General features: G+C 35.2%; 3 protein-coding genes and 1 pseudogene. 2 read left to right on the forward strand and 2 right to left on the reverse strand.

Translation table 11 applies throughout. The annotated features are described in order from the left end of the window. Both F555_RS09700 and F555_RS0100035 read left to right on the forward strand, forming a co-directional pair. Nucleotides 1–136 (forward strand): annotated as a pseudogene (locus F555_RS09700) (DUF1786 domain-containing protein); the annotation flags it as partial. Between the two features lie 43 nt (nucleotides 137–179). Then, nucleotides 180–419, forward strand: coding sequence for a hypothetical protein (locus F555_RS0100035; RefSeq protein WP_018153188.1), 240 nt, complete (start codon nucleotides 180–182; stop codon nucleotides 417–419). A 37-nt stretch (nucleotides 420–456) separates the two neighbouring features. Here F555_RS0100035 and tfrA read toward each other — a convergent pair whose 3' ends face one another. Then, nucleotides 457–2,052 (reverse strand): fumarate reductase (CoM/CoB) subunit TfrA, encoded by a 1,596-nt coding sequence (gene tfrA, locus F555_RS0100040; protein WP_018153189.1) that lies wholly within the window; start codon nucleotides 2,050–2,052, stop codon nucleotides 457–459. Between the two features lie 151 nt (nucleotides 2,053–2,203). Further along, nucleotides 2,204–2,524, reverse strand: coding sequence for a DUF190 domain-containing protein (locus F555_RS0100045; RefSeq protein WP_018153190.1), 321 nt, complete (start codon nucleotides 2,522–2,524; stop codon nucleotides 2,204–2,206). Nucleotides 2,525–2,708 lie beyond the last annotated feature (184 nt).

A 2,708-nucleotide genomic window follows, 5' to 3' on the forward strand; every position in this document is an offset into this window, starting at 1 on the left:
TGAAACAGTTTTAATTGCAGGACCAAACAGAGCATTATTTAAAAAATACGGAGAATATGCATATCCCGGTGGCGATGTGATGATTACAGGATGTGTAGGATTGTTAGAAGTGCTAAAAAAATATCGAACAAAGTGAGATATTTTATAATTTTCGATGCAACCTTTTCTAAAGGTTGCCCATGTACGATTACAGGATGTGTAGGATTGTTAGAAGTGCTAAAAGAATATCTAAAGAGAGATATTCCCTAAGTTTCGATGCAACCTTTTCTAACCAAGCTTTAAAAAAGCTTGGATGCAAACTTTGGGATCCAACACTTTTTAAAAAGGGTTGGGATGCAACCTTTTCTAAAGGTTGCCCATGTACGATTACAGGATGTGTAGGATTGTTAGAAGTGCTAAAAGAATATCTAAAGAAGTGAAGATATAATTTAAAAAGAATATTGATGATTATTATTATTAATGATTCAATTTTATGAATTTTATTTCTTTTTTATTTGCTACCAAGTTTCCTTTCCATTCTTCTAAGGTTTCAGGATAATCTGACCTGCAATGTGCTCCTCTGCTTTCTTTTCTTATCAATGCACATTTTGTTACAATTTCAGCAACTTGAAGCATGTTTTTAAGTTCAAAGTATTTCTGAACGTCAACAGTTCCATTTACAGATATTTTCTTATTTTTCAAACCTTTTATTTCTTTTAAAGCCTGTTCCAAGCCTTTTTCATCTCTAACTATGGATACATAATTCCACATAATATTTCTCAATTTTTCAATGGACTCATGGGCGTTTTCTCCTCTTTCTTTGAATTCGCCCTCAAGGTTTTGTATGATATTATTTGTTAGTTCCTTAACTTTTGATAGGTTAAAATCGTGGTTCTCAGCAAATTCACTGGCATATCTTCCGGCTATTGCTCCAAAAACCTGGGTATCTGCAAGGGCATTTCCTCCAAGTCTATTTGCTCCATGGATTCCTCCTGCTACCTCACCACAGGCAAACAATCCAGCAATGTTACTTTCACATTTTTCGTTTATCTTAATTCCTCCCATGAAGTGGTGAGCAGTAGGAGCTACGATCATAGGTTCTTTTCTTATATCAATTCCAACATCTAAAAACTGACTAAACATGGTTTCTAGTCTTTCCTCAATAATCCTATCGTCTAAATGACTAACATCCAAATATACTCCACCGTTTATGCCTCTTCCTTCCTTTATTTCTGTATATATTGCTCTGGCTACAACGTCTCTTGTGGAGAGCTCCATTTTTTCTTTGTCATAATTTTTCATGAATCGTTCTTTATTGCTGTTGTACAGTATTCCGCCTTCCCCCCTAACTGCTTCAGTAACTAAAATTCCAGTTCCTACCATACCTGTTGGGTGGAATTGAACCATTTCCATATCGATTAATTCAACACCTTCATTGTATGCAATTGCAAAACCATCTCCAACTTTTTGAATAGGATTTGATGTTATTGGGTAGAGCTGTCCTGCCCCACCTGTAGCAAGTATTGTAGCCTTGGCATAAATTGGAAACAAGTTTCCATTGATTAAGTCCAAGAATATTGCTCCATAACAACGGTTGTCTTTGACTATGAGCTTAACGGCCATTACATCTTCTTTGATATCTACCTTATCCAATCTATTTATATATTCCATTAAACCGCTAATAATTTCATGGCCGGTTCTATCTCCACTGTAGCATGTTCTATTAAAGCTTTGACCACCAAATGGCCTTTGAGCCACTTTACCTTCTTCAGTTCTATCAAAAATACATCCAAATTTTTCTAAGTTTTTAAGCTCTTTTGGAGCGTTTTTTATAAGGATTTCTACAAGTTTTGGATTGTTTATAAATCCTCCACCTTTCATGGTGTCATAAAAATGTTTTTCAAAACTATCCTCTGGATTAAAGACTGCGTTATATCCGCCTTCTGCCATTACTGTACATCCACTTTTTCCAAAGAGTCCTTTAACTGCCACAACAACATTTTTGTTACTACACTCTATCGCAGCTCTGGCTGCTGCTCCTCCGCCACCAATAATTAAAACATCAGTTATCATAATATCACCTGAACGTAGTGAAGGTGAGCTACGAAACCGTAGGTTTCGTTTAATCACCTGAACGAAGTGTAAGGTGAGCTATGAAAACCGTTTAGGTTTTCATTCAATCACCGGAAATTAAACTAGTAAATTACGACCGTTATAAAATATATTATTTTTTTACTACTTCTACATCAAGTATGTGTATAAGCCCATTTTCGCCTATAATGTCGGTTATTTTTGGTAGAATCTTCATCAATTTATCTTCGTACTCTACACACTCAATTACTATTGGTAAATTCATAGAAAGCCTAATTATATCAATTCTAGAAGTTCCTCTCATTCCATGACCATATAGCCCCCTTAGGACAGTTACTCCAGATACATTATTTTTTTTAAGTATTTTTACTATTAACTCAAGCAACGGTTCTTTCTCGTATTTATCTTCCTCTTTTAAGTATATTCTTAATAATTTAGCAGGTATAATCTCCATAAAATCACCTGAACGTCGAAGCAAATTTCTTTGAAATTTGCTGTCGAAGCGAATCCTTTGGATTCGCTGACTCACAGAAATTCTTTGAATTTTTGTCGAGTCGAAGCGAATTTCAAAAAATTCGCTGACTTACGAAAACCTGAAAGGTTTTCGTTAAGACTCACGAAACCTTCGGTTTCGTCGA

Origin of the sequence: Methanothermococcus thermolithotrophicus DSM 2095 (assembly GCF_000376965.1) — an archaeon.
Lineage (GTDB): Archaea > AGJL01 > Methanococci > Methanococcales > Methanococcaceae > Methanothermococcus > Methanothermococcus thermolithotrophicus.